This is a genomic window from Roseovarius sp. (assembly GCF_965228755.1).
Lineage (GTDB): Bacteria > Pseudomonadota > Alphaproteobacteria > Rhodobacterales > Rhodobacteraceae > Roseovarius.
Genome location: NZ_CBDDIG010000013.1, coordinates 138,623 through 157,129, shown reverse-complemented (window position 1 = coordinate 157,129; position 18,507 = coordinate 138,623). Strand labels below are relative to the sequence as shown.

Annotated in this window: 17 protein-coding genes and 1 pseudogene; 7 read left to right on the top strand and 11 right to left on the bottom strand. The window is 66.5% G+C overall.

Annotated features, from left to right (window positions below; translation table 11 throughout):
• Window positions 1-190 precede the first annotated feature (190 nt).
• Both ACO07J_RS19040 and ACO07J_RS19035 read left to right on the top strand, forming a co-directional pair.
• Entirely contained in the window at window positions 191-1,591 is a 1,401-nt protein-coding gene (locus tag ACO07J_RS19040) for an aspartate aminotransferase family protein (protein ID WP_422031889.1), read from the top strand.
• A gap of 197 nt (window positions 1,592-1,788) precedes the next feature.
• Entirely contained in the window at window positions 1,789-2,364 is a 576-nt protein-coding gene (locus ACO07J_RS19035) for a HupE/UreJ family protein (protein WP_422031887.1), read from the top strand.
• Here the strand turns inward: ACO07J_RS19035 and ACO07J_RS19030 are convergent.
• Complete coding sequence (locus ACO07J_RS19030; protein WP_422031885.1) at window positions 2,361-3,155, bottom strand: phytanoyl-CoA dioxygenase family protein; 795 nt, start codon at window positions 3,153-3,155, stop codon at window positions 2,361-2,363. The genes ACO07J_RS19035 and ACO07J_RS19030 overlap by 4 nt on opposite strands.
• 190 nt (window positions 3,156-3,345) lie before the next feature.
• On the bottom strand, window positions 3,346-3,525 hold the full coding sequence (locus ACO07J_RS19025; protein WP_422031883.1) for a zinc-finger domain-containing protein: 180 nt from the start codon (window positions 3,523-3,525) through the stop codon (window positions 3,346-3,348).
• Between the two features lie 75 nt (window positions 3,526-3,600).
• Here ACO07J_RS19025 and ACO07J_RS19020 point away from each other — a divergent pair, with 75 nt between their 5' ends.
• Window positions 3,601-4,530 carry an ABC transporter ATP-binding protein gene (locus tag ACO07J_RS19020; RefSeq protein WP_422031881.1) on the top strand — a complete coding sequence of 310 codons (930 nt, stop codon included), beginning with the start codon at window positions 3,601-3,603 and terminating at the stop codon, window positions 4,528-4,530.
• Window positions 4,531-4,536: 6 nt separating this feature from the next.
• On the opposite strand, the gene ACO07J_RS19015 is transcribed toward ACO07J_RS19020, so the two are convergent.
• A complete protein-coding gene (locus ACO07J_RS19015; protein WP_422031879.1) occupies window positions 4,537-5,313 on the bottom strand; it encodes an ion transporter in 777 nt (258 codons plus the stop codon).
• Between the two features lie 166 nt (window positions 5,314-5,479).
• Between ACO07J_RS19015 and ACO07J_RS19010 the strand changes: the two genes are divergently transcribed.
• The gene (locus ACO07J_RS19010; RefSeq protein ID WP_422031877.1) at window positions 5,480-7,300 is read left to right on the top strand and encodes a hypothetical protein; all 1,821 of its coding nucleotides are present in this window, start codon (window positions 5,480-5,482) and stop codon (window positions 7,298-7,300) included.
• 30 nt (window positions 7,301-7,330) lie between these two features.
• On the opposite strand, the gene ACO07J_RS19005 is transcribed toward ACO07J_RS19010, so the two are convergent.
• Window positions 7,331-7,711 carry an HIT domain-containing protein gene (locus ACO07J_RS19005; protein ID WP_422031875.1) on the bottom strand — a complete coding sequence of 127 codons (381 nt, stop codon included), beginning with the start codon at window positions 7,709-7,711 and terminating at the stop codon, window positions 7,331-7,333.
• Between the two features lie 12 nt (window positions 7,712-7,723).
• Window positions 7,724-9,301 carry a DUF5928 domain-containing protein gene (locus tag ACO07J_RS19000; RefSeq protein ID WP_422031873.1) on the bottom strand — a complete coding sequence of 526 codons (1,578 nt, stop codon included), beginning with the start codon at window positions 9,299-9,301 and terminating at the stop codon, window positions 7,724-7,726.
• A gap of 151 nt (window positions 9,302-9,452) precedes the next feature.
• On the opposite strand from ACO07J_RS19000, the gene ACO07J_RS18995 reads away from it, so the two are divergent.
• From ACO07J_RS18995 to ACO07J_RS18985, 3 genes are all read left to right on the top strand, one after another.
• Window positions 9,453-10,271: a sulfotransferase family protein gene (locus tag ACO07J_RS18995; protein WP_422031871.1), complete on the top strand. Its 819-nt coding sequence runs from the start codon at window positions 9,453-9,455 to the stop codon at window positions 10,269-10,271.
• Between the two features lie 15 nt (window positions 10,272-10,286).
• Window positions 10,287-11,180 (top strand): bestrophin family protein, encoded by an 894-nt coding sequence (locus ACO07J_RS18990; protein ID WP_422031869.1) that lies wholly within the window; start codon window positions 10,287-10,289, stop codon window positions 11,178-11,180.
• A 64-nt stretch (window positions 11,181-11,244) separates the two neighbouring features.
• The gene (locus ACO07J_RS18985; RefSeq protein WP_422031867.1) at window positions 11,245-11,664 is read left to right on the top strand and encodes a hypothetical protein; all 420 of its coding nucleotides are present in this window, start codon (window positions 11,245-11,247) and stop codon (window positions 11,662-11,664) included.
• Window positions 11,665-11,736: 72 nt separating this feature from the next.
• Here ACO07J_RS18985 and ACO07J_RS18980 read toward each other — a convergent pair.
• From ACO07J_RS18980 to ACO07J_RS18955, 6 genes and pseudogenes are all read right to left on the bottom strand, one after another.
• A pseudogene (locus tag ACO07J_RS18980) lies at window positions 11,737-13,345 on the bottom strand (GMC family oxidoreductase).
• Window positions 13,342-14,187, bottom strand: coding sequence for a fumarylacetoacetate hydrolase family protein (locus tag ACO07J_RS18975; protein ID WP_422031865.1), 846 nt, complete (start codon window positions 14,185-14,187; stop codon window positions 13,342-13,344). The pseudogene ACO07J_RS18980 and the gene ACO07J_RS18975 overlap by 4 nt, the downstream one beginning before the upstream one ends.
• A 46-nt stretch (window positions 14,188-14,233) precedes the next feature.
• A complete protein-coding gene (locus ACO07J_RS18970; protein WP_422031863.1) occupies window positions 14,234-15,559 on the bottom strand; it encodes a TRAP transporter large permease in 1,326 nt (441 codons plus the stop codon).
• Complete coding sequence (locus ACO07J_RS18965) at window positions 15,556-16,149, bottom strand: TRAP transporter small permease subunit (protein WP_422031861.1); 594 nt, start codon at window positions 16,147-16,149, stop codon at window positions 15,556-15,558. The genes ACO07J_RS18970 and ACO07J_RS18965 overlap by 4 nt, the downstream gene beginning before the upstream one ends.
• A gap of 70 nt (window positions 16,150-16,219) precedes the next feature.
• Complete coding sequence (locus tag ACO07J_RS18960) at window positions 16,220-17,242, bottom strand: TRAP transporter substrate-binding protein (protein WP_422031859.1); 1,023 nt, start codon at window positions 17,240-17,242, stop codon at window positions 16,220-16,222.
• A 107-nt stretch (window positions 17,243-17,349) separates the two neighbouring features.
• Window positions 17,350-18,387 carry a C-terminal binding protein gene (locus ACO07J_RS18955; RefSeq protein ID WP_422031857.1) on the bottom strand — a complete coding sequence of 346 codons (1,038 nt, stop codon included), beginning with the start codon at window positions 18,385-18,387 and terminating at the stop codon, window positions 17,350-17,352.
• Window positions 18,388-18,507 lie beyond the last annotated feature (120 nt).

Genomic DNA, 18,507 nt, shown 5'->3' with positions numbered 1-18,507 from the left:
TGCCCCGCACCCCCGGCCCAGCCTACCCCCGAACGCCCGCACCACAAACCGCCCATTTCCAGCCCCCGAAACGCTGGCCTTATACGCGAATGACCACTGGCCCTAACAGTCTCGCCCGATCTGGGTCTGATATGATCAAATGACACCGCCCGGCCCCTCCCGCCGGGCCCAACATGATGGAGCATTCACGATGGACGGCAAACCGCTTGATAACGACCTCTCCGGCGTGGTCGAGGCCGACCGCGCCCATGTCTGGCATCACCTGATCCAGCACGCCGGCTGGACCGGCCCCGACCCCAAGGCCGACCCCCGCATCATCGTCGAGGGCAAGGGCATGCGTGTCTGGGACCAGCACGGCAAGGAGCATCTCGACGCCGTCTCCGGCGGGGTCTGGACGGTGAACGTCGGCTACGGCCGCGAACGCATCGCCAACGCCGTCCGCGACCAGCTGCTCAAGCTGAACTACTTCGCCGGCACCGCCGGCTCGATCCCCGGCGCCAAGTTCTCCGAGAAGCTGATCTCGAAGATGCCCGGCATGAGCCGCGTCTACTTCACCAACTCCGGCACCGAGGCCAACGAAAAGGCCTTCAAGATGGTCCGCCAGATCGCCCACAAGCGCTACGGCGGCAAGAAGTACAAGATCCTCTACCGCGACCGCGATTATCACGGCTCCTCCATCGCCGCCATCTCGGCCGGCGGCCAGGACCAGCGCGGCGAACAATACGGCCCCTTCGTGCCCGGCTTCGTCCGCGTCCCGCACTGCATGGAATACCGCGCCCAGTGGGATCTTGAAGGCGAGGAATACGGCCTCGCCGCCGCCAACGCCATCGAGGAGGTAATCCTTGCCGAAGGCCCCGACACCGTCGGCGCCCTCTGCCTCGAGCCGGTGACGGCGGGCGGCGGCGTCATCACGCCCCCGCCGGGCTACTGGCCCCGCGTGCAGGAAATCTGCCGCAAGTACGACATCCTCCTGCATATCGACGAGGTCGTCTGCGGCGTCGGACGCACCGGCACCGAATGGTTCGGCTACCAGCATTACGGCGTCGAGCCCGATTTCGTGACCATGGCCAAGGGCGTGGCCTCGGGCTATGCCGCCATCGCCTGCTGCGTGACGAACGAGAAGGTGTTCGACATGTTCCAGGACGACACCTCCGACCCGCTCAACTACTTCCGCGACATCTCGACCTTCGGCGGCTGCACCGCTGGGCCGGCGGCGGCGCTGGAAAACATGGCGATCATCGAGGAGGAAGGCCTGCTCGAGAACACCACGAAGATGGGCGACTACATGCTCGACCAGCTCCGCGCGCTCAAGGACAAGCACGAGGTGATCGGCGACGTCCGCGGCAAGGGCCTCTTCCTCGGCGCCGAACTGGTGGCCGACCGCGCCACCAAGGAACCGGCGGAAGAGAAGATGGTCCAGGCCGTCGCGGGCGACTGCAACGCCCAAGGCGTGATCATCGGCGTGATGAACCGCTCGGTCCCGGGGCTCAACAACACGCTCTGCTACTCCCCGGCGCTGATCGCCACCAAGGACGATATCGACCAGATCATCGAGGCCACCGACAAGGCCCTCACCAAGGTCTTCGGCTGATCCGCCTCCCCCACCCCGCCCCGGCGGGGTGGGCCCCGAACCACCCGTCCCGGCCCCCGGGCCGGGACCTCGTTTTCCGCAACGACATGGCGCGCGCCATCCGCTTGCGCGCCGCCGCCATCCCGTGCACAACTCCCCTCACCGAAAGGCGCGACCCATACCGGGGCGCCCGGCCAACCCACACCAAGGAGCCACCGATGAACCGCACCCTCCCCATCCTCGCCCTGACGCTCGCCGCAACCCCGGCCGCCGCCCACCTGCCGCCGGGCGAATACGGCTCCTTCCTCGCCGGCGTCACCCATCCGATCTTCGGCCTCGACCACGTGCTCGCCATGATCGCCGTCGGCCTCTGGGCGGCACAGATCGGCGGCCGCGCCGTCTGGCTCGTCCCCACCGCCTTCGTCGCCACCATGATCGCGGGCTTCCTGCTGGCGCTGGCCGGCCTGCCCCTGTCCTTCGTCGAACCGGCGATCCTCACCTCGATCGTGGTGCTGGGCCTCGTCGTGGCCCTGGCACTCCGCCCCGACCCGCGCCTCGCCATGGCCCTCGTCGCCGCCTTCGCGCTGTTCCACGGCCACGCCCATGGCGGCGAGCTGGGCGGCGCCAGCGCCCTGCAATTCGGCGCGGGCTTCGCCATCGCCACGGCGCTGCTGCACGCCGCCGGCCTCGGCATCGCGGTCGCGGCCTCCCGCCTGCTCGTCACCAACGCCCCGGCCCTGCGCGTCCTCGGCGGGCTGACCTCGGCGGCGGGCCTCTACATCATCTTCGGCTAGGCCGGCCAGACCACCGGGAACCAATCCTCGCGCAACCGCTCCCCGGGCGCCATCCCGTGCCCGGGAAAGGGCGGCGAGGTCGGCCCCGGCCGCTCCACGTACCGCGCATCATCCCCCACCAGCCGCAGCGAAAACGCTCGCCGCCGCCGCGTGGTCTCGTTCCCGCGCGCCCCGTGCAGGATGCCGTAATGGAACGCCACCGCGTCGCCGGGCTTCATCGCCCATTCCACCACCCGCATCCCCTCGGCATCCGGGTCCGGCACCGGCATATAGGCCTCCGGATCGGCATAGAAACTCTCCTCCGACAGCCACCGCGTCGGCAGCACCGGCTTCTCCCACAGGTGCGAGCCCGCCACGCAGCGCAAACTCGCCTCCTCCACCGGATCGAGCGGCGACCAGAAACTCACGTTCTGCCGCCCCTCGACGAAATAATAGGGCCCGTCCTGATGCCACGGCGTCGGCTTCGACGTCCCCGGCTCCTTCACCAGCACGTGGTCATGGAACACCTGCGCCGTCTCCGACCGCATCAGCTCCGCCGCCACCTGCGCCACGGGCGAGGCCTCGATCACCTCCCGGAACTCCGGAATCCGCTGCCAGTTGCAGTAATCGTCGAAGAACCGCCCGGCCTCCCCTTCCTTCAGGTTCTCCGCCGCGTAGGGCCCCGGCTCCGCCATGTTCCGCGCCACGCCCTCGCGCAGCGCCTCGACATGATCGGCGAACAACCCCTCGATCAGCACGACACCGTCCCGCTGATACGCCTCGACATGCTCTTCAGAAATCAACGGATGCATCCCGCGCCCTCCCATACCGGCGCACACGAGCCCGGCATCTTCTTGGCCCAAATATCCCCGCCGGAGGCTCCGGCCCCATCCACGCGGACCACCGCCCGCCCCGGCACGTCACCCCGGCCACAAACCCGAGACGGCGCCCAAGGGGCGACGGCGAGACAACCGGCGCGCCCGCACGGGCGCACATCGCGCCTCAGACCTTGCCTTCGAAATCCTTGTGGATCAGCTTCGCGTCGCAATACGGGCATTCCACCCAGCCGAGGGTCTGCGGGATCATCAGCCAGACACGCGGATGGCCCAGCGCCTCTCCGCCGCCGTCGCAGGCAATCCGGTAGCTGTCGACGATCCGGGTTTCGGGGGCCTGTGTCACCATCTGGCAGTTTCCTTTTCCGCTCGGTTGAACTAGGTCCGAATATGGAAGATCGAAAAGCCGGGGGCAAGAGCAGCGATGGGCGGGAATGCCATTGAAATCCGGGGCCTGACCAAGACCTACCCGCCGCACAAGGGCGAACCGGAAAAGCTCGCCCTCAAAGGCGTCGATCTCGATATTCCCACGGGCTGCGTCTTCGGCCTCCTCGGCCCCAACGGCGCGGGCAAGTCCACCCTCATCAACATCCTCGCCGGGCTGGTGGTCAAGACCGCCGGCCGGGTCACCATCTGGGGCTTCGACCAGGACGTGAACCCAAGGCAAAGCCGCGCCGCCATCGGCGTCATGCCGCAGGAGCTGAACCTCGACCCGTTCTTCACCCCCCGCGGCGCGCTCGAGGTGCAGGCCGGGCTCTACGGCGTACCGAAATCCCAGCGCCGCAGCGACGAGATCCTCCGCCTCGTCGGGCTCGAGGACAAGGCCCACGCCTATGCCCGCACCCTCTCCGGCGGGATGCGCCGCCGCCTGCTGCTGGCCAAGGCGCTGGTCCATCACCCCGCCGTGCTGGTGCTGGATGAGCCCACCGCCGGGGTCGACATCGAACTCCGCCGCATGCTGTGGGACAATGTCCGCCGCCTCAACGACGAGGGGATGACCATCATCCTCACCACCCACTACCTCGAAGAGGCCGAGCAGATGTGCGACGAGATCGCCATCATCAACCACGGCGAGCTGGTGGCCCGCGACACCACCGGCAACCTCCTGGGCCGGCTCGACGCCAAGACGCTGGTGATCCGCCCCGACGCGCCGGTCACCCACCTGCCACAGGCCGAGGGGATCGAGGTGGAAACCCGCCCCCATGGCGAGCTGGCAATCACCTACCAGTCGGGCCGCACCTCCGCCGAGCAGGTACTCGAGGCGGTCCGCGGCGCCGGCATCCGCATCTCGGACGTCCGCACCGAACAGGCCGATCTAGAGGATGTCTTCCTCGACCTCACCCGCAGCACCTGAGGGCGGCTACTTCCCGCGGCTTTCCAGCATCCGCTCGATCCGCTCCAGTCGCGCGACCACCTCGTCGCGGTAATTGCCGGTCTTCTCGGTCTCTTCCTCGTGATGGGCATCCTGCATCGAGTTCACGATCAGGCCGACCACGAGGTTCACCACCGCGAAGGTCGTCACCAGGATGAACGGCACGAAGAACGCCCAGGCCTGCGGATAGACCTCCATCACCGGCCGCACGATCCCCATCGACCAGCTTTCCAGCGTCATGATCTGGAACAGCGAATAGGCCGACCGCCCCAGCGTCCCGAACCACTCGGGGAAGTTCTCGCCGAACAGCTTCGTCGCCATGACCGAGCCGATGTAGAAGATGATCCCCATCAGCAGGAACACCGACGCCATCCCCGGCAAGGCACTCATCAGCCCTTCCACCACCCGACGCAGCGACGGCGTCACCGACAGCACCCTGAGAAGCCGCAGGATGCGCAGTGCCCGCAGCACCGAAAGCCCCTGCGCCGCCGGAACGAGCGAGATCGCCACGATCACGAAGTCGAAGATGTTCCAACCGTCGCGAAAGAACCGCCCGCCTCGGGCAAACAGCTTGACCGCGATCTCCACCACGAAAATCGCCAGGCAGATACTGTCCAGCGTGACGATCAGCGCCCCGGCCCGCGCCATCGCGATATCCGACGTCTCGAGCCCCAGGATGGCCGCGTTGAACAGGATCACGCCGAGAATGAAGTTTCTGACGAGAGGCCGGTCGATGAACGCACCGGCGCGGTCGCGAAGGGTCATGGGAGCGAAATCCGTCTGTTTCCTGTCCTCTGCCTGCATATGGGGAGTGACCCCCAAACGGCAAGATCGAAACCCGCCCGCGGTACGCCACACTCGACGGATCGCCCAAACTGTGGTCTAATTTCAGGGTATTAGGGGAATAATAGCTATTTATTTGGGGAGCATCATGAAAAACCGCATTCCTTCCATTCTTCTGGCCGGCGCGCTTTTCGCCTTCGGCACCGCCGCCACGGCCTGCAATGTCGAGGTGGGCCATTGCCCCGACCCCAAGCCTGGCACGGACGATCCGATCGCCCTCACCCTCGCCCCCCGCGTCACCTGGCACGAGCCCGTCACGCTGGATGCGCCCCCCGCGCGCGCCGGCTACGGGCGGCTCTCCTTCCGCCTGCTCGACCCCAGGGACAATACCCCCCTCAGCGCCGAGCTGACTCCGGACTCCCGCGAATTCGCCGACCGCTCCTTCCTCGGCTGGCTCGGCAGCTACTTCAACGACACCGAACAGACCTACATGCTCTCGGTCGAAGTGGTCGAATTCATCGACGGCGAGGTCAAGGTGCTGCACCGCCGCCCGGTCTATGCCTATACCAGCCGCCAGAGCTTCTCCTCGATCTCCGACAACCAGTTGATCGATTTCGGCGGCGAGATCGGCTTCTTCTTCAAGAACGACGAGTCCCGCCGCGTCCGGCTGGTGCTGCACCGGGGCGCGACCACCGAGTTCGTGACCGATAACGTCGCCCGGCTCTTCGCGCTCGGCAATGACGGCAGCGAGACGTTCAGGAACGGCGCCGACGGCAAGACGGTCAGCCTTGCCAGCCTCAACAGCCTCGTTCTCGGGTCGAACGCCGCCCGCGTCGGCGCCGCTCTGGATTTCCTCGACGACATGTTCGAGCCGTTCGAACAGGTCGAAACCATCACCGCCAGCCGCACGCTGCGCCACGCCGGCGCCGGAAGCACCTACGGCATCCGCGCCGATTTCTACCCGCGCAACACCCGCACCGCCGAAGACCGCAACAACCACCTGCGCCTCGAGGTCTCGCTCGACTACCAGCCCTCGATCCTGCTCACCAGCGCCGACCCCACCTTCAACGACATCCGCGACAGCAAGATCCACGTCGACAACGACATCGTTCAACCGCTCGACTATTTCGTCCAGACCAACCCGGCCACCAAGGCCGCCTGGGGCGATGTCGGCTCCGACCGGCACGACACCAAGCGCGTCTGCGACAGCATCGCCGACGCGCTGAACGGCCGCCTCGTGGGCGCCGACGTGCCCATCGCCATCAGCGCCATGCTCTACTCGAAACAGGCCGCCTTTTCCGAGGGCTGGAACGAGGATGCCTGCTTCGGCCCCGACAAGGCGGTGTTCGACGAGGAGGCGTTCCGGAAATACCGTTTCACCCCGCTGCAATCCGAGGTGGCGCTGACCGACGAGAAGATCCGCTCCGAGGACATGGTCGTCCTGCCCGCCGGCCTCAGCGGCGTGCTCAAGATCCCCGCCATCCGCGAAACCGTCCACGAGGCCGGCAGCCCCTACCGCTCGGCCCTGCGCCGCCTCACCGACAACGGCACCCGCCGCGTCACCCTCTGCGACGAAACCGGCCTCTTCGACAGCGTGCCCTGCAACGGCGGCGTCAACGCCACGCCCTATACCGCCGATGTCCTGCTGCACCGCCTCGCCCGCGAGGTCGACCTGCTCGAGGTCGACGGCAAGAAGGTCGGCCTCGGCTGCTTCACCTACCCCGCCGACGGGGGCGGCGATACCGGCGTGAACGACCTCGGCTCGATCGCCGTGATCGGCAACCGCACGGTCGAATTCCTCTGGCAGTTCAGGAACCGCGACGGCACCCCGATCCTCGACGCGCTGACCATCTCGCACCCCTCACCGGGGCGCGCCGCGATCTACGAGGCCAACGCCGGCGGCGGCTGCGGCACCACGGCGCTCGAACACCGCATCTGGGCCTTCAACGGCGAAACCGAGGGCGCCTGACCGACAGGGCGGCCGCGCGCCGGCCGCCCCTCAATCCTTCGACAGCATCCGCCCCATATGCCGCCCGCCAAGGATATGCAGGTGGTAATGCGGCACCTCCTGCACGCCATGCACCCCGGCATTGGCGATCGAGCGGAACCCCTCGCCCCCCTCGCCCAGCGTCACGCCGGTCTTGCGGCACACCTCGGCCGTGGCGCGGGTGAAATCCACGATCTCCGCATCCGACGCCTCCGCCGCGAAATGGTCATGGCTGACATAGGCCCCCTTGGGGATGATCAGCACATGCACCGGCGCCTGCGGCTGGATGTCGTTGAAGGCCAGTGTATGCTCGGTCTCCAGCACCGTGTCGTTGGGAATCTCGCCGCGCAGGATCTTGGCGAAAATGTTCTGGTCGTCATAGGCGAAAGGCATGGCGGTCACATCCTAGTCAGCGAAAAGACGGGGCGTCTCGGCAATCTCTAGCGCCTTCTCTGGCGGGATATCAAGGAAGCGCGCGATCGGCGGCGCGTTCTCGTCCGGCTCGGCGCTCTCCCGGATGATCCCGTGATGCTCGAACTCCGCGTCCCTGATCCGGTCGCTCTCGTAGATCATGTCGCCCCGGATCGTCGGCAACAGCCGCTCCAGCGTCTGGGGCGACGTCTGCTCGCCCGCCAAGCCCACCCGCTTGGCATGCCCGATCAGGTACGCGTCGGTGAACTCGCACTGGATCTCCAGCATCTTCGTCGTCGACCGGTCGCCCGCGAAATCATGCAACAGGTCAAGGTTCGACGGGTCCATGCACACGATCAGCCGATCGGTGTCGAAATAGTCGAACAGCATCCGCATAAGCGCCCGCCGGTGCCGCGTCCGCTTGCCCAGCGTCGCCTGGATCCCGCCAAGGTCGGGCAGCGGCGTGTCCTCCTCGTTGAACAGGTAATCGATGGTCGGCACGTTCGCCACCTGCCGGATCCGCTGGATCACCCGCTTGGCCACGTGCCACTTCTTGCAGATCACGATCATCAGCTCGCGCTCCCGGCCAAGCGAGCTTTCCGTCTCCCAGAACCGGCTGGCGAACCGCCGCCCGATCCGCCCCCGCCCGGTCAGGAACTTGTAAAGGTTCCGCCCCTCGTCGGAAATCTGGAAGGTGGCCTCCTCGTTGGCGTAAAGCGCCCCCAGCCGCGTCTTCAGCTCGGTCGCCTCCGGGCTGATCTTCCGCGCGAACAGCGCATCCTGCGACAACAGCAGGTCATAGTGATCGTTGTAGAACGTCACCGGCATCCCGTAATCGGTGAACATCAGGAAGGTCAGCGTCCTTGTCCTGATCTCCTTCTCCGGCACCACGTGCCGCACCAGCGTCTGGAAGAACGTCTCGTCCGGAATCCACGTCGTGGCAAAGAACCGCATCACGTCGCGCCGCTGCCGGGTGAAATCGAGGATCCATTCGATCGTCCGCCGCCGCAGGCACCACCACTGGCTGCCGATCTGGATCTGCAGATCGGCCGGAATGGGCCGCGTCAGCCCCAGCTTCTTCTGCAGGTTGTATGAGGTATAGAACCGCCGCTTCTGCACCCGCTCGTTGAAGTAATGCCGATAGATCAGCCGGTCTTCCTTCATCCCGGTCTTGATCCAGTCGCTCTCGAAGAAATCGAAGCTCTCGATGTAATCGGCATCGTCATTGTCAAGGAACTCGTGCGCGTAGGCGGCCGACTTCACGGCCATGCAATCCCCCGACAGCATGTAGAAATGCGTGGCCCGCGGAAACGCCTCCACCGCCGCCTCCACGGCATAAAGCGAGGCCTGCACCAGCGACCACTCCCCCCACCCGCACCTGATCCGCTTGCGCGCGAAGGTCACGTTGGGGTTGTCCGCCAGCGCCGAGCGGATCCGCCGGTAATGCTCCACCTTGGCCCGCGCGTCGAAATGAATCGCCATGTAATCGCCCACCGCCGTCAGCATCTCGGCCTGACGGATGATGGCGTCGGGGTCCTTGTGGCACAGAAGGATGAAGGCAATTCTTGCCATGACGGAAACGCGCTACCCGATATTATCTTTTGTCGATTACAGTGATAGACATGAACACGGCCTGAAGAAACGTCCTTTCGCGGGGTTTTTCCTCACGCTACAAAGCTGAAGCCGCAAAAAAAAGGCGGCGGGTGAAGGTGGAGGCAGAAATATGGGGTTTCCGGGCACGTGGATGACCGAAAGCGAAAGCGTCGTCTATCGCGTGGTGCCGAAATGCGCCTGCTCGACGATCGGCCAGATCATGTATTACTCCGATCACGGCGAATTCTTCGACGGTGACATTCACGACGCGCAGGACGGCCTGCACAAATGGGCCCGCGACGAAAGCCAGCCGCTCATCCATGACAACGTGACGGCACACCGCTCCTACGCCTTCACCTGCGTGCGCAACCCCTATACCCGCATCCTCTCCAGCTTCTTCGACAAGATCTGCGGCATCCAGCGCAACGGCAAGCGCTACCGCGGCAAGCTGGTGCCCCTGCTCGTCCAGAAATACGGGGTCGAGGTCGGCGGCGAGGACGGCAAGGAAGAGTTCGACCAGATCAAAAGCTTCCGCCGCTTCCTGCTCTTCGCCCGCGACACCATCCGCTGGAAACGCCCGATGGAGCCCGACATCCACTGGTCGGCCATGTCCGGCCACGTCTCGACCTTCATCGTCAACGGCGGCCGCTATGACAAGATTTTCTGGACCGAGGCGTTCAACGACGGCATGGCCGACGTGCTGAAATCCATCGAAACACCGCACAAGGTCGACCTGGCGAAGATCCCCCGCTTCAACGAAAGCGAAGGCCACGGGCCGAAACGCGCCCACCCGGTCGAGGACTATTTCGACGACCTCTCCATGCATCTCGTCTACGAGATCTACAAACGCGACTTCGACCTCTTCCGCTACGATTTCGAAGACCCGTCCAACAAGATGCCCACGGGCGAGATCGACCTCGACGAGGTCCACGCCAAGCTCGGCGACTGAACCGGACCCGACCCCATGATCGTGCTCGACCAGCCCTCGGCACTGCGCCTCTTCTTCGTGATGCAGGGCTCCATCGTGCCCCGCATCCTGCACAAGATCCTCGCCGTGGCCGGGCTCTCGGCGGCGATCCTCACCATCGACCGGCTTGCCCTGCCCCTGCCGCATGTCTCGATCTCGGCCATCGGCGTGTTCGGCATCGCGCTCTCGCTCTTCCTCGGCTTCCGCAACAACGCCGCCTATGACCGCTGGTGGGAGGCCCGCAGCCTCTGGGGCCAGCTCATCGCCGAGACCCGCAACCTCGGCCGGCAGGTCACGCTCTTCTCCCCCGACCCCGCGCTGCATGCCCGCGTCCTGTCGAACGCCGTGGCCTTCGCCCACCTCCACCGCGGCGCCCTGCGCGGCGAGGACACCCGCGCCGACCTCCTGCCCTGGCTCGACGCGGCCGAGGCCGACGCCCTGCTGACCCGGTCCAACCCCGCCGACGCCGCCCTCTCCCGCATCAACGCCGCGCTGGCCGGCGCCGGGCTCGACGGTTACGCGCGCATGACCCTCTCCGGCACGCTCTCGGCCATGGGGCTGGCGCAAGCGGGCGGCGAACGCATCGCCACCACGCCGCTGCCCTTCGTCTATTCCCTGCTCGTGCGGCGCACCACCTACCTCTACTGCTTCCTGCTGCCCTTCGCCCTCGCCGACCAGGCGGGCTGGTTCACGCCTCTCCTCGCAGCCATCGTCGCCTATGTCTTCTTCGGGCTGCAGGCGGTCACCCGCGAGCTCGAACACCCCTTCCAGAATGTCGAGAACGGCCTGCCCCTCCACACCATGTGCCGCACCATCGAAATCTCCGCGGCCCAGGCGCTCGGCCGCCCCGCCCCGCCGCCGCTGGCGCCGGTCGGGGGCGTGCTGACCTGATCACCGGCTAGGCAGATCGCACCGGCCGGGCTATCATCCCCCATCCCGCCGGAGGCCACAGCCCATGCCGACACGCACCCTCGTCACCGCCCTCGCCCTCTGCGGGCTCGCGGGCCTCGCCCACGCCCAGGCCGAGCGCTTCGCCGGCTCCTGGTACTGCCGCTACGCCATGGAACCCTTCAGCGGCCAGCCCCTCGACCTGCATTATTGGGAATACCAACTCACCGCCCGGCCCGACACCGGCTTCACCGCGGAGGGCTTCTACGAGAACCCCGTGGTCGGCCGCGCCCCCGTCCAGATGCAGGGGCAATACGGCCCCCAACCCGGCTACGGCAATGCCGAGGTGGTCTTCCTCGGCACCATGTACCGCGCCGGCAGCGGCCAGCAGCCCTTCCAGATGCCGGCCATCATGTCCGACCCGAACACGCTCTACTTCCAGTTCCGCGGCAACACCCACATGACCAACATCACCTGCTCTCGTTGAAAGCGGGCGCAGTCCGGGCGCGGCCCGTGGCCCTCGACGGGCCGGCCAGCACATGCGCTTGCCGAACCGGCCTTACCGCTCCAGCATCATCTCCGCCGCCTTCTCCGCGATCATCGTGACGGGGGCCTGGGTATTGCCCGACACGATGGTCGGCATGATCGACGCATCGGCCACGCGCAGACCCGACAGGCCATGGACGCGCAGGCGATTGTCGACCACCGCCATCGGCCCCTCGCCCATCGCGGCGGTCCCGACCGGGTGGAAGATCGTGGTCCCCACCTGCCCCGCCGCCTCCACCAGCGCCGCGTCGCTGTCGCAGGATGGCCCCGGCAGCACTTCTTCGGGCGCATAGCGGGCCATGCCGGCGGTCCGCATCAGGCGCCGCGCCGTGCGCAGGCTTTCCACGGCCACGATCCGGTCGGCATCGGTCGAAAGGTACCGGGGCCGGATCTCGGGCGCGCCCGAGACATCGCCCGGCCGCAGATGCACGCTGCCCCGGCTTTCGGGCCGCAGGTTGCAGACAGACACCGTCATCCCCGGATAGCGGTGCAGCGGCGCGCCGAACCGGTCGAGCGAAAGGGGCTGCACATGGAACTCGATATTGGCGCTCTCATGCCGGTCGGACGAGCGGCAGAATATCCCGAGCTGGCTCGGCGCCATCGACATCGGGCCGGAGCGTTTCAGCAAATACTCGAGCCCGATCGAGGCTTTGCCCCACAGCGTGGCGGCCCGGTCGTTCAGCGTCCTGCCCCCGGTGATCTTCCACACGGTCCTCAGTTGCAGGTGATCCTGCAGGTTCTCGCCCACGCCCGGCAGGGCGTGGCGCACGGTGATCCCGTGATCGGCCAGCAGTCCCGGATCGCCGATCCCTGACAGTTCCAGAATCTGCGGCGTGCCTATGGCGCCCGCCGACAGCACCACCTCCCGCCCCGCCCGGGCCCGGCGCCGCTCGCCCCCCCACGGAATACTCCACTCCCGTCGCGCGTGTGCCATCCAGCACGATCCGCTCCACATGGGCGCCCGTCACCACCTGCAAATTCGCCCGCCGCCGCGCGGGATCGAGGAACGCCTTGCGCGCGTTCCACCGAATCCCGCGGCGCTGGGTCACCGGGAAATAGCCCGATCCCTCGTTGTCGCCGTCGTTGAAATCCTCGGTGGGGTCGATCCCGATCTCGGCCGCCGCCTTCGCCACGTCGTCGAGGATGGGCCAGTTCAGCCGCTGCCGTTCCACCCTCAACTCGCCGCCGACACCGTGCACCGCATCCTCCGGGCCGAAATGATCTTCGGACCTCCGGAAATACGGCAGGACATCCTCCCACCCCCAGCCGGCATTGCCCATCTGCCGCCACTGGTCATAGTCCCGCGCCTGCCCGCGCATGTAGATCATGCCGTTGATCGACGAACACCCGCCCAGAAGCTTGCCGCGCGGATAATCCAGCGCCCTGCCGCCCAGCCCCTCCTCCGTCTCGGTCCGATAGCACCAGTCCATCGACGGATTGCCCATGGCATGAAGATAACCGATCGGCACATGAACCCAGAACCGGTTGTCGCTGCCCCCGGCCTCGAGAAGCAGGACACGGGTCTTCGGATCGGCGCTGAGACGGTTCGCCAGCACGCAACCGGCAGAACCCGCCCCCACAACGATATAGTCGTACTCGCCGGCCTCCGCCGGGTCCGTCATCCCGTGCGAACGCATTGTTGCTCCTGCACGCCCAGCCCGTCGATTTCCAGCCGCATGGTCTGCCCGTCCTGCAGCCAGACTTGCGGGCGCATCCCCAGGCCCACGCCCGGCGGGGTTCCGGTGGTCACCACGTCGCCGGGCTCCAGCGTCATGAAATGACTGAGATAGCTGACCAGGTACGGAATGCCGAAGATCAGCGTCCGGGTCGTGCCGTCCTGCCGGCGCTCGCCATCGACATCCAGCCGCATGCCAAGGTCATGCGGGTCGGCGATCTCGTCTTTCGTCACCAGCCACGGGCCCATCGGCGCGAAAGTGTCGTGGCTCTTGCCCTTGGTCCACTGCCCCTGACGCTCGGCCTGCCAGCACCGCTCTGAGACGTCGTTGACGATGGTATAGCCCGCCACGTGCGCCATGGCGTCGGCCTCCGACACGTTCTTGGCGCGCGTGCCGATCACGAAGGCCAGCTCGATCTCCCAGTCGACCTTCTCGGCGCCCTTGGGCAGTTCGACATCATCGTAGGGCCCCGAGATTGCGGTGGTGGCCTTGAGAAAGACGATCGGCTCGCTGGGCACGTCCAGCCCGGATTCCGCCGCGTGGTCGGAATAGTTCAGCCCGATGCCGATCAGCTTGCCCACCCGGCCGACGCAAGGCCCGAGGCGCGGTGTTCCCTCGACCGGCGGCAGCGTGGCCGGATCGAGCGCGGCGATGTCCGCAAGCGCTTCGGGCCCGAGCACCCGGCCGTCGATATCGGGCACCTTGCCCGACAGGTCCCGCAAAATGCCGTTCTCGTCGATCAGGCCGGGCCGTTCCTGCCCGGCGCCGCCATGGCGTACCAGTTTCATGCTATTTCTGCCTTTCTTCGCAGTGTGGGAATGGATGACGTCCCGCTCAGTAAACCGCGATCTGCGGGAAGAGGATCAGCAGCCCGACCGCCAGAACCTGCAGGCAGATGAACGGCACGAGAGAGCGGAATATCTCCCCCAGCGTGATATCGGGCGGGGTGACGCTCTTGAGGTAGAACGCGGCCGGCCCGAACGGGGGTGTCAGGAACGACACCTGCATGTTCATGGCGAACAACACCCCGAACCAGATCGGATCGAGACCCAGGTCGCGGATCACCGGCACGAAGATCGGCATCGTCAGAAGCGCGATCCCGACCCAGTCGAGAAACATGCCCAGCAGGAACAGGATCAGCATCATCGTCAGCACGATGATCGTCGGGTTGTCGGAAACGCCCGCGATCAGCGAGGAGATGAAGTCGATGCCGCCCATCAGGTTATAGACGCCCACCAGCGCGCTGGCACCGATACCGATCCAGACGATCATGCCGACCGTCATCAGCGTCTGGCGGGCCGCGTCGAGCAGCATGGCAAAGCTGAACTCGCGGCGCACGATGGTCGAAAGGATCACCCCGGCGACCCCCACGGCCGAGGCCTCGGTGACCGAGGCGATGCCGCCATAGATCGACCCGAGGACGAAGATGACGACCAGAAGCGGGAGCGCGAGCCCCTTGAGGAGCGCCCGGCGCGCGGGGGCGCCTATCTGCTCGGCCTCGGGCGGGGGGGCGGCGGTGGGGTCGGTGTAGGAGCGGAACAGGACATAGGCCACGTAGAAGGCCGCCAGCATGAAGCCGGGCACGAAGGCGGCGGTGAACAGGTCACCGACCGAGACGTTCGCCGTCAGGCCGTAAATGATCAGCACGATCGAGGGCGGCACCATGGTGCCGAGCGATCCGCCGGCGCAGACCACGCCGATCGCGAGGCGGCGGTCATAGCCCTGGCGCAGCATCTGCGGCAGGGCGACCAGGCCCAGCAGCACGATCTCGCCGCCGATGATGCCGCTCATGGCGGCGAGGATGACCGCGACGAAGATCGTCTGCACCGCGACGCCCCCGCGCACGCGGCCCGCGATCAGCTTCATCGCGTCGAACAGGTCGCGGGCGATGCCGGACCGGTCGAGGATCGCGGCCATCAGCACGAACATCGGCACCGACACGAAAACGAAGGAGGACACGAAGGAATAGACGCGGCTGGTGATCAGCGGCACCGCCGCCGGCCCGAACCAGCCGATGGCGAACAGCAGGGCGACCAGAAGCGTGACCATCGCCAGGGGCATGCCGGTCAGCAGCAGGAACACCAGCAGCCCGAACATCACGAGCGTGCCGCCCTCGATACCCAGCGCGCTCAGGTCCAGGAATGACGACAGGAAGGTCATGGGCGGTCCGCCTTTCCGCGCCCGATCCCGGCCCGCATGTAGTGGATGGCCAGAACCAGGAACTGGATGCTCATCACGACCAGGACGACCAGCAGGAAGATCTTGACCAGCGCCGGCGCGGGCGAATTCCAGGCGCTGCCGCTGGTCTCGAGATAGAAACCGCCCGACGGGCGAAAGATGGCCTTTTCGACCATGCGCCACGCCGCCCAGGTGAAAAAGCCGGTAGAGAACGCGCACAGCAGGGAAATCACGATGTCCAACAACTGCCGGGCGCGTCCGGTCACCAGGTCATAAAGCAGCACGACACGGATATGCCTGTCGCGCACGACACAGAGCAACCCGCCGAAGATGAAGGTGATCGCGCTGAGGAAGATCGAGGTCTCATGCGCCCAGGTGGTGGGGGCATTGAAGAAATACCGCATCACCACTTCCAGGACGAGCACCGCCGCCGCCAGCAGGATACCGGCCGCGAAAAGCCCCGTAAGGCGGCTGATGCCCCGGCCAAGGCGCCCGGACTGGGGCAATGGGGAACCCGGAGAGGCGACAGCGTCGGGTAACGCCTCGCTGGTCGCAGTGTCGCGTCGTGCCATTTCTGAAACTGTCCGGTTGAGGGCAAGCAAAGTCAGGCGGACGGTCGATCCGTCCGCCTGACGCGAGGGATCAGTCGAGCATGCCTTGCTCGGCCAGGTACGTCGTCAACGTGTCATAGACGTTCCGGGCGTTCTCGGACTGGCCGGCCATGGTCTCCCACTGTTCCATCGCGATCGTCCGGAAACGGGTGCGCTCTTCGCTCGACCAGTTATGCACGGTGATGTCGGGATCCGCCTTCGCTTCGGCGACGGCCTCGAGATCCTTGATCGACAGCTGCGCCACCATGTCCGACGCCAGGTCGCGCACCGACACGGTCATGATCTCCTGCAGGTCCTCGGGCAGCTCGTTCCACTTGTCGAGGTTCATGGCGACTTCCACCAGCGGCATGGAATGGAAGCCCGGATAGACCGGGTGATTGCCCGCGTCGTGCAGCCCCTGCGAATGGTTGGTCGAGAACACCGTCGAGTCGGCCGCGTCGATCACGCCCTTGTCCAGCGCGGTAAAGACCTCGGCATAGGGCAGGTTCACCGGCACGGCGCCCGCCGCGTCGAAGACCTGCTGGATCAACCCCTCGGGCGCGCGCACCTTGAGGCCCTTGAGATCGTCGACACCGCTCAGGGGAACGCTGGAAACGAACCCTTCGAGCCCCGTGGTCGTCGCGCCCACGAAGCGAAGGTTGTAGGGCTCCTCCAACCCGCGCATCAGCTCGTTGCCGCCGCCATAGCGCATGAAGCGGAACATCTCCTCGGGGGACGACCAGGCGCCGATCGGGTTCGCGATCAGGCCAAAGGCCGGATCCTTGCCCGAGAAATAGCTGACATCGGTGATATGCCCGTCGAGGATGCCGGCGCCGACGGCATCCTGGGTTTCGTTGTATTCCACGACGGCGCCCACAGGCAGCAGCTCGATCTGGATCCGGCCGCCGCTCATCAGCTCGACACGCTCGGTCCATTCGTCCTGGATCATGAAGTTCGGGTTGCCCGCCGGGTCGACCGACTGGAACTTGAACGAATACTCCTGCGCCGCGGCCGGCAATCCCGCCGCCGCGCTCAACGCGCCCGCGGCGATCATCATGCTTATCTTGCTTTTCATGTGTTTGCTCCTCCCATGGATGCTCTGGTCATTCGGGACGACCGGGCCTGTGGCCCGGCCTCCCTCCGTCGGCCTGCGGTGGCCGTTCGTGGTCCGCAGGCGTTGGTCTATTCGGCCGCTGTCATGGCGGCAGGGGCCGGTTTGTTCACGAGGTTGCGGATGCGGCCCTCGGCCACGCACATCACCGCCGTTTCCACGGCAAGGCGGCGGGCATCGGCCACGCTCTCGGGGCTCGACCAGGCCGCGTGCGGCGACAGCAACAGCCTCTCGCCCGTCATCGGATCGGCCCGATCGGCATAGGCCCGCGCGATGGCGTCCTCGGGTGCGGGCGGCTCTGTCGGCAGCACGTCGAGCCCGGCGCCCGCGATCACCCCGTCGCGCAGCGCCGCCAGCAGGGCGGGCACGTCCACGATGGCGCCGCGCGCGGTGTTGATCAGGATGGCGCCGGGCTTCATCAGCTTCAGCGTCTCGGCATTGATCATGCCGCGCGTCCCGTCGGTAAGCGGGCAATGCAGGCTGACGATGTCGCTGGTCTCGAGCAGCGCGCGCAGGCTTTCGACCCGCCGCACGCCCACGGCGATCTCCGCACCGCGCGAGACCTGCGGGTCATAGCACACCACGTCCAGCCCGAACGCCTTGGCGCGCAGCGCCGTGGCCGTGCCGATCCGCCCCAGCCCGATGATCCCCAGCGTCCGCCCCCGAAGCCGCCCCATGAGCGGCGCGCGGGAATGGTCGAACCCCTCCTGCGGCGAGTCCATCAGCCGCCGATGATAGGAGCTGAGGCCGCGCTTGAAGTTCAGCATCATCGCGATGGCATGGTCCGCCACCTCGCTGGTGCCGTAATCGGGCGTGTTGCACACCGGAATGCCACGTTCGGCGGCGGCGTCCAGGTCGATGTGATCGAAGCCGACGCCGGCGCGCACGATGACGCGGCACCGGTCAAGCCTGTCGATCACCTCGGCAGTGATCGGCATCTCGTGCCAGACCACCAGCGCGTCGGCTTTCTTCCAGGCCTCGGCGGGAATCCGGCCGGGGTCGCGTTCACGGAAGATGTCCCACGTGACATCCGGCCCCGCCGTTTCGCGCTCGATCGTCGCGTCGTCGGCATATTGGGCGTCCGGGGTCATCAGGTGAAACTTGGGCATCTTGCAATCTTCCTCACGCAAACTGTTTACACTAGAATTCTAGTTGTACTATTGTTTGTCAAGCGGTTTGGATAAATTATGGAAAACACCTGCGCCGCGCGCTGCGGCAGGAAGCGAAGG

Excerpts from the sequence above, each read along its gene's own strand:
- ACO07J_RS19040 (WP_422031889.1), top strand. The coding sequence starts at position 191 with ATGGACGGCAAACCGCTTGATAACGACCTCTCCGGCGTGGTCGAGGCC.
- ACO07J_RS18990 (WP_422031869.1), top strand. The coding sequence starts at position 10,287 with ATGATCGTGCTCGACCAGCCCTCGGCACTGCGCCTCTTCTTCGTGATG.
- ACO07J_RS18965 (WP_422031861.1), bottom strand. The coding sequence starts at position 16,149 with ATGGCACGACGCGACACTGCGACCAGCGAGGCGTTACCCGACGCTGTC.
- ACO07J_RS19005 (WP_422031875.1), bottom strand. The coding sequence starts at position 7,711 with ATGCCTTTCGCCTATGACGACCAGAACATTTTCGCCAAGATCCTGCGC.
- ACO07J_RS18955 (WP_422031857.1), bottom strand. The coding sequence starts at position 18,387 with ATGCCCAAGTTTCACCTGATGACCCCGGACGCCCAATATGCCGACGAC.
- ACO07J_RS19025 (WP_422031883.1), bottom strand. The coding sequence starts at position 3,525 with ATGGTGACACAGGCCCCCGAAACCCGGATCGTCGACAGCTACCGGATT.
- ACO07J_RS19015 (WP_422031879.1), bottom strand. The coding sequence starts at position 5,313 with ATGACCCTTCGCGACCGCGCCGGTGCGTTCATCGACCGGCCTCTCGTC.
- ACO07J_RS19035 (WP_422031887.1), top strand. The coding sequence starts at position 1,789 with ATGAACCGCACCCTCCCCATCCTCGCCCTGACGCTCGCCGCAACCCCG.
- ACO07J_RS18975 (WP_422031865.1), bottom strand. The coding sequence starts at position 14,187 with ATGAAACTGGTACGCCATGGCGGCGCCGGGCAGGAACGGCCCGGCCTG.
- ACO07J_RS18970 (WP_422031863.1), bottom strand. The coding sequence starts at position 15,559 with ATGACCTTCCTGTCGTCATTCCTGGACCTGAGCGCGCTGGGTATCGAG.
- ACO07J_RS18985 (WP_422031867.1), top strand. The coding sequence starts at position 11,245 with ATGCCGACACGCACCCTCGTCACCGCCCTCGCCCTCTGCGGGCTCGCG.
- ACO07J_RS19000 (WP_422031873.1), bottom strand. The coding sequence starts at position 9,301 with ATGGCAAGAATTGCCTTCATCCTTCTGTGCCACAAGGACCCCGACGCC.
- ACO07J_RS18960 (WP_422031859.1), bottom strand. The coding sequence starts at position 17,242 with ATGAAAAGCAAGATAAGCATGATGATCGCCGCGGGCGCGTTGAGCGCG.
- ACO07J_RS19030 (WP_422031885.1), bottom strand. The coding sequence starts at position 3,155 with ATGCATCCGTTGATTTCTGAAGAGCATGTCGAGGCGTATCAGCGGGAC.
- ACO07J_RS18995 (WP_422031871.1), top strand. The coding sequence starts at position 9,453 with ATGGGGTTTCCGGGCACGTGGATGACCGAAAGCGAAAGCGTCGTCTAT.
- ACO07J_RS19010 (WP_422031877.1), top strand. The coding sequence starts at position 5,480 with ATGAAAAACCGCATTCCTTCCATTCTTCTGGCCGGCGCGCTTTTCGCC.
- ACO07J_RS19020 (WP_422031881.1), top strand. The coding sequence starts at position 3,601 with ATGGGCGGGAATGCCATTGAAATCCGGGGCCTGACCAAGACCTACCCG.